The sequence below is a fragment of the Virgisporangium aurantiacum genome, assembly GCF_016863635.1.
GTDB lineage: Bacteria > Actinomycetota > Actinomycetes > Mycobacteriales > Micromonosporaceae > Virgisporangium > Virgisporangium aurantiacum.
On sequence record NZ_BOPG01000111.1, the window covers coordinates 19749 to 27609 of the forward strand.

Here is a 7861-nt window from a genome sequence, read left to right on the forward strand (position 1 = left end):
CGATGCGGGTGCGCTGGATCCGTCGGCTGGCAGCAGGGCTCGTTCCGGTGGTGTGCGCAACGCTCGTGCAGGCGGTCGCGTTGCCGGCGGCCGCGGCGGAGGGTCGGCGGTTGAAGCCGCAGACCGATGCCCGGGTTCCGGTACGCGACGCGGTTCCGACGCCGTACGCGGCCGACCCGGCCGAGGCGGCCGCCGCACGGCACGCGCCCGCGGCCGTGTGGCCGGGGCCGGGCGATGCAGTGGTGGACGTCGCCGCGGAAACGACCGCTGACACGGCCGTGCGGGCCGGAAAACTGCCGGTGCGGCTGGCGTCCGGGGCCGCCGACCAGGCGTCGATGTCGGTACGGGTACAGGTGCTCGACGGGGCGAAAACCGCCCGGGGCAGCCGGCCCGAGATGCTGGTGCGGGTGGGCCGGGCCGACGGCGCGGCCACGTCGGCGACGGTGTCGGTGTCGGTGGACATCTCCGGGTTCCGGTCGGCCTACGGGGCCGACTTCGGCAACCGGCTACGGCTCGTCGCCCTCCCCGAGTGCGCACTGTCCACGCCGGACAGCACCGCGTGCCTCGGAACCCCGCTCGCGGCACGGAACACCGGTTCCGCGCTGACCGCGGTGGCGGCAATCGGTGACGCGTCCGAGCCGGCGGCACTGCTGGCCGTGCAGGCCGGCCCGGCCGGCAGCACCGGCGATTTCAAGGCGACCGACCTTGCCCCGTCCGGAAAGTGGACGGCGGGCGGAAGCTCGGGCGACTTCGGCTGGACCTACCCGCTGCGGGTGCCGCCCGCGCTGAACGGACCCGCCCCGGAACTGGCGCTGTCGTACTCCGCGCAGAGCGTCGACGGGCGCACCGCGGCCAGCAACAACCAGCCGTCCTGGGTGGGGGAGGGCTTCAACCTCGGCGTCGGTTACATCGAGCGCTCCTACCGCGCCTGCTCCGACGACACGGGCAACGGCGCGAACAACACGACGAAAACCGGCGACCAGTGCTGGGCGACCGACAACGCGACACTGTCGTTGAACGGCCAGACCGTGGAACTGATCCGGGACGACAAGACCGGGGCGTACCGGCCGAGGGTCGAGAACGGTTCGCGGATCGAGCACCTGTTCGGCGGCGGCGACGGTGACGACGACCGCGACGACAACGGCGAGTACTGGCGCGTGACCACCGTCGACGGTGTGCAGTACTGGTTCGGCCGCAACCGGCTGCCCGGTTGGGCCGCCGGCAAGCCGGAGACCCGGTCCGTGTGGACGGTACCGGTGTACGGCAACCACCCGGGCGAGCCGTGTCACGCGGCGACGTTCGCCGGATCGTCGTGTTACCAGGCATGGCGGTGGAACCTCGACCACGTCGTCGACACCCACGGCAACTCGGCGTCGTACTGGTACCAGAAGGAACGCAACAACTACGCGCGTGAGGCGAACGCGACCAAGCTCGGCAAGTACACGCGGGGCGGCTGGCTGGAGCGGATCGACTACGGCACCCGCACCGAGGCCGAGTTCGGCACCGCGCCGATGCAGGTCAGCCTGGCGACCGCCGACCGGTGCCTGGCCAACTGCGGCACCCGCAACGGCACGACCTGGCCGGACACGCCATGGGATCTGGAGTGCACCGGCACACCATGTCTCACCGGGAGCCCCACGTTCTGGTCGGCGCGGCGGCTGTCGAAGGTGACCACCCACGTACTGGTCAACGGCGCCCACCAGCAGGTGGAGTCGTGGACGTTGAACCACACCTTCCCCGATCCCGGCGACAACACCCGGGCCGGGCTGTGGCTCGCGTCGATCAGCCACTCCGGCCACGTCGGTAGCACGCTGACCCTGCCGGACGTGTCGTTCACCGGCGTTCAGAAGCACAACCGGGTCGACTCCGGGACCGATCAGCTTCCACCGATGAACTGGTGGCGCCTCTCGTCGATCCGCAACGAGACCGGCGGCGAAATCGGCATCACGTACGCCGCCGCGCAGTGCACCGACGGCATGACCATGCCGGCGGCGCACGAGAACACCCTGCGGTGCTTCCCCACGGTGTGGACGCCAACCGGGTGGGCGGATCCGAAGACGGACTGGTTCCACAAGTACGTCGTCGCCCAGGTGACGGAGAACGACCACGTCGGCGGCGCCCCGCTGACCGACACCCGCTACGAGTACGTCGGCGACGCGGCCTGGCACTACAACGACGACGACGGCCTGACGCTCGACAAGTACAAGACCTGGTCGGAGTACCGCGGCTACGCCACGGTGCGGGTGACCAAGGGCAAGTCGGGTGAGCAGGTCGTCGCGGAGAGCCGGTACTTCCGCGGGATGCACGGCGACAAGCAGCCGACGGGCACCCGGTCCGTGCAGATCACCGACTCGCTCGGCGGCACGGAGGACGACCTCGACGCGCTGGCGGGAATGACCCGGGAGGAGACGAACTACAACGGGTCCTCGCCGCACGAGACGCTGATCAACGACCCGTGGACGTCGGCGGCGACGGCGACCCGCACCGCCGGCGGCACGACGGTGACGGCTCGGTACAGCCGGATCGGCGCCACCCACCACCGCACCACCCTCGACGCCGGTCGCGCCGCTCGCGTCAGGACCATGGCGACGTCCTTCGACGCGTACGGCCTGCCGCTGCGCGTGAACGACCTCGGCGACGAGGCCACCCCCACCGACGACGAGTGCGCGGTCACCACCTACAGCCGCAACACCGACGCCTGGTACATGTCCGCCATCAGCCGCAGCGAGTCGTACGCGTTGTCGTGCGACAAGACCGCGACGGCCGAGTCGCAGATCCTCGCCGACGCCCGGTTCTGGTTCGACGGCCAGGGGCACGGTGCGCCACCGACGAAGGGAGACCTGACCCGCACGGAGTCGATCAAGAGCTGGTCCGGCGGCAAAACCACCTACCTCACCGTGTCCCGGTCGGCGTACGACGCCTACGGGCGGGCCACCGAGACCTGGGACACCAGGGACAACAAGGCCACCAACGCGTACACCCCGGCGACCGGGGCGGCACCGACGTCGATGACCACCACCGACCCGATGTCGCACACGGTGGTCACCGAGTACTCGCCCGCGTGGGGATCGACCACCGCCACCGTCGACGCGAACGGCAACCGCACCGACGTCCGCTACGACCCGCTGGGCAAGGTCACCGGCGTGTGGCACCCCGGCCGGAACCGGGCCGATCCGGCCGACGTCGCCTACGAGTACCGGATCAGCCGCGCCGGAACCTGGGTGAAGGCCACCGAGTTGACCCCGAACGGCGGAACGAGGTCGGCGTACGCCGTCTACGACGGACTGCTCCGGGAACGCCAGACCCAGTCGCCGTCACCGCAGAGCGGGGCACGGATCGTCACCGACACGTTCTACGACAGCGTCGGGCGGGCCTACAAGGCCAACGCCAGCTACCCGGTCGCCGGCGCGCCGAGCGGCACGATCGTCAACCCGGACGAGGGCTCCGTACCCGGCCAGCGGCTGACCCTGTTCGACGGTGCGAGCCGACCGGTGGCGGACATCTCCCGCTCGTTCGGCGGCGAGCGGTGGCGAACCGGCACCTACTACGCCGGCGACCGGATCGACGTGACCCCGCCCGTCGGCGGCACGGCGACCAGCACGCTCATCGACGCCCGCGACCGCAAGACCGAACTGCGGCAGTACCTGGGCGCCAAGCCGGTGGGCGAGTTCGACGCGACCAGGTACACGTACCGCACCAAGGACCAGCTCACGTCCGTCGTCGATCCGGCCGGCAACCGGTGGAGCTGGCAGTACGACGTGCGCGGCCGCCAGACGGTCTCCGACGACCCTGACCGTGGGCAGACCGTCTTCACCTACAACGACCACGACGAGCGGGTATCCGCCACCGACGCCCGCAGCCGGACGCTCACCTACACCTACGACGCCATCGGCCGCAAGACCGGCCTGGCGGAAGGCGGCACGACGCTCGCCACCTGGACCTACGACACCGCCCCGGGAGGCAGGGGCCTGCCGGCCACCAGCACCCGCTGGGTCGGCCGCAACGCCTACACCACGACGGTCACGGGCTACAACGCGCGCAGTCAACCCGTCGGCACCGTCATCACGATCCCCGCCGGCGAGGGCGCGCTCGGCCGCTCCTACGAGTTCGCCACCACCTACAAGGTCGACGGGAGCGTCTCGACGGTCACGTCGCCCGGCGCCGGCGACCAGTCCCTCCCGGAGACGGTCGGGATCGACTACGACGCGTTGGGCCAGCCGACGGCGCTCAAACGCGGCACCAACGACACCTACGTCGAGAACGCGGCCTACACCACGCTGGGCGAGCTGGCCGTGCTCACGATGGCGCGGGCGACCACCGGAAAGTTCATCGAGATCGGCGCGACGTTCGAGGCGGGCACCCGCCGGCTCACCCGCACCGAGGTGATCCGCGAGAACGCACCGAGCTCGGTCGCCGACGTCTCCTACACCTACGACGATGCCGGGAACACCACCAGGATCGCCGACACCCCGGCCGGCGGCGCCGCGGATGTCCAGTGCTTCACCACCGACCACCTCCGCCGGATGACCGCGGCGTGGACCCCGACGTCGGGGGACTGCAAGGCCGCACCGACCGTGGGCGGCCTGGGCGGCGCCGCGCCGTACTGGCAGTCGTGGTCCTACGACAAGGTCGGCAACCGCACCGGTCAGGTCGACCACCGGGCCACCGGTGACGTCACCACCACCTACGCCACTCCGGCGGCGGGCACCGGCAAACCGCACGCCGTCACCGGCCGGACCGCCGCCACCAACGGCGTCGCCACCACCACCGGCTACACCTACGACAACGCCGGCAACATGACCACCCGGCCCGTCGCCAGCGGCCAGCAGACCCTCGAATGGGACGCCGAAGGGCTTCTCACCGGCGTCACCGATCCCGCCGGACGGACCTCGTACCTCTACGATGCCGACGGAAACCGGCTGATCCGCCGCGATCCCACCGGCACCACGCTGTACCTGCCCGGCATGGAGCTTCGGCTCGCCGCCAACAGCGTCACCTGCACGCGCTTCTACACCTTCGCCGGATCCACCATCGCCCAACGCAGTGCCACCGCCGTCACCTGGCTCGTCCCGGACCACCAGGGCACCGCGAACATCGCCGTCGACACGTCGGACAAGCAGGCGGTGAGCCGGCGCCGGCAGTTGCCGTTCGGCGAGCCGCGTGGTGCGCCCCAACCGTGGGCGAACGAGCGGGGATTCGTCGGCGGTACCGCCGACCCCACCGGCACGGTGCACCTGGGCGCCCGTGAGTACGACCCCGGCATCGGCCGGTTCACCTCCGTCGACCCCGTGCTCGACCCCGCCGACCCGCAACAGATGCACGGCTACGCCTACGCCAACAACTCGCCCATCAGCTACTCCGACTCCAACGGCATGCGTGCCTGCGGACCCGACGGCGTGCTCTGCGGCTACGCCGGCTACAACAAGTCGCTCGGCACGCCGCAGCAGTACCAGCGCGAGCGGTTCACGTTCCGGGTCCTCGAACCGCTCCGGCGGCACCTCGCGACGATCAAGAAGAAGCTCTCGGGCGTCACGACGAGGAAACTCAAGAACGGGTCCACGTTCACCACCGTCAACGACGGCCACAAGGTCTCGTACTTCGTCAACGAGATCGAACTCGAACCCAACGAGATCCCCGACCCTTACGACTTCGCGGTGCAGTACGACGAGGCGTACGCCGCCAGCAACGCCGAGGACTCGGTCCTGCGCTCGCTGCGGGCGATGTCGATGGCCTGCCTCAAGAGCAAACGGGGCTGCAGCACGGCGCTGCACTCCGCGCTGGGCGCGGCGACCGGAGCGTACATCTCACGGACGTTCTACGACTGCGGCGAGGTGTGCCAGGCCTACACCAACGGGATCCTGATGACGGCCGTCATGGGTGCCGGACGGTTCGCGGCGGTCAGGATCCCCGCCCTCAAGAACCTCACGTGCATGGTCAACAGCTTCGATCCGGACACACCGGTGCTCATGGCCGACGGTACGACCAGGCCCATCAAGGACGTCAGGACCGGTGACGGCGTGCTCGCGGCCGACCCGGAGACCGGCGAGACCGGGTACAGACCTGTCGTCGCCACGATCGTCGGCACCGGTGACAAGCACCTCGTGCGACTCACCATCGACACCGACGGCGACCGGGGCGACGCCACCGGCACGATCGTCGCCACCGACAAGCACCCCTTCTGGCTTCCGCAGCCGGGTCGGTGGGTCGACGCCGGCGAGATCGTGGCCGGGCAGGCCCTGCAGACGGCGTCCGGAGCGACCGTCCGGGTGACCGCGAACGAGGCGTGGACCGCGTCGACGCGGGTCGTCAACCTCACCGTCGCCGACATTCACACCTACTACGCCGTGGCCGGCGACACCCCGATCCTCGTCCACAACAACGGACCATTCTGCGGAACACCATTTGGCCGGAAGACACCAGGCGGCAGGCCGTTCCATGGCACGGACTACTCGCTGGATGAAATGGTGCAGTTCGCATACGGTCACTCCGGTGCGGGAAATCCCGCCATGGGTCGGCCCTCCTTGGGGCAGATTGAAACGACGCTGAGGAATGCGGGGCCGGTCAGGATAGGTAATCAGAATGCGGCAAGCTTTGACTACAAAGGCGTTAGAGTGATCGTCAACTATGATCTGCCGTGGAAGAGCACAACATACTTCACGGGGGGAAATTGATGACCGGCTTCGACGAATGGCTGCCCCGCCGAGTCGCCGCCGCGGATGCCCTGCTGCTCGATGACATCGTCGTTCCGGTCTCGCCCGAGACGTCTCGCGGCCTGGTCGACGTGCTCAGGTCATGGTGGGAACACCTGGCGAAGTTCGAGGCGGACCTTCTGTTACCGCCCGACGACCATTCGATCTGGGGAGCGCACGACTACGTCGCCGGACTGATCATTCGTGACCGGCTTGCCGGGGCGATCTCGCGTCTCGACCCGACACTGGCCGGCCGGATCGATTCCGCGGTCTCCGAGGTGGATCGGCGTTTCACCGACTTCACCGAGCACGATGATGACGGCTGTACCGGGCGAGTCGATGGGCGGGTAGACCCGGGTCGTGGCTGGTGGTGGAGACGGGTTCCCATTCGCGGGCCGATCCGCGAGGAACTGCGGCTCCACTATGGCCACCAGGGCGCACCGGCCGGCCAAGAATGAAAGGTTTGTGAAAGCCAGACCTCCTACCCTCCGTTCCGTGGCGAGCCGGAAATGGGTACGGAATCTCTATTCCGCATTCATTTCTTGATGTCCTGGAGCCGATCATGGCTGTCGAGGCGGGCGTCAACTCCGATCACGATCCGTAGCAACCGGAGGAGGCTGGCGTTGGGAACAGTGCGGGTGCGGTCGATGGCCCGGTACTGGGTCGTGTCCGGTGCCGTGGTGGTTCTGTCGACCGCCGCCATGCTGGTCGACCACATGGCTGACGCCGGAACGTCGGACGGCGGCACCTCCGCCGTCGGGCCGGTGTCGAGCCTGTGCGCCGGCATGTCGGTCGGCGCCGCGCGTGAGGTCGTCTCCGACGCCACGCGGGACCGGCTCGGGCTCGCTGGCTGGCCGGACGGAGCCCTCGTCGTCCGGCGTGACTCCGACGGCGGCTACCGGTTTCACACCGCGGCCGCGTTCGGAGGCGACGTCCGTCCACAGCGCAACGTCGTCACCGCAGGTACGCTCGACAATCCCGTCCGGGACGGAGTCGTGACGGCTGTCACGGTTCGGGGTGTGCCCGAGGGCTACACCTGGGCGGGCGGTGGCCCGGTCCACCACGATCCCGCCAGTGGGGTGACCCTTCAGCTGCTCCATCTGGAGCTGCCGCACCCGACCCGCACCGACGTCTTCTACTCCGAACTGCACCTCGGCCGGATCGACCTTGGC

Annotated in this window: 3 protein-coding genes; all 3 read left to right on the top strand. The window is 69.5% G+C overall.

Annotated elements, in window-relative coordinates; all coding sequences use genetic code 11:
* The first annotated feature begins 2 nt into the window (after positions 1-2).
* The gene (locus Vau01_RS58505; RefSeq protein WP_204012300.1) at positions 3-6671 is read left to right on the top strand and encodes a polymorphic toxin-type HINT domain-containing protein; all 6669 of its coding nucleotides are present in this window, start codon (positions 3-5) and stop codon (positions 6669-6671) included.
* Entirely contained in the window at positions 6671-7147 is a 477-nt protein-coding gene (locus tag Vau01_RS58510) for a hypothetical protein (protein WP_204012302.1), read from the top strand. Before Vau01_RS58505 ends, Vau01_RS58510 begins: the two co-directional genes overlap by 1 nt.
* A 165-nt stretch (positions 7148-7312) precedes the next feature.
* The coding region (locus Vau01_RS58515; protein WP_204012305.1) for a hypothetical protein at positions 7313-7861 on the top strand (549 nt) is incomplete at its 3' end.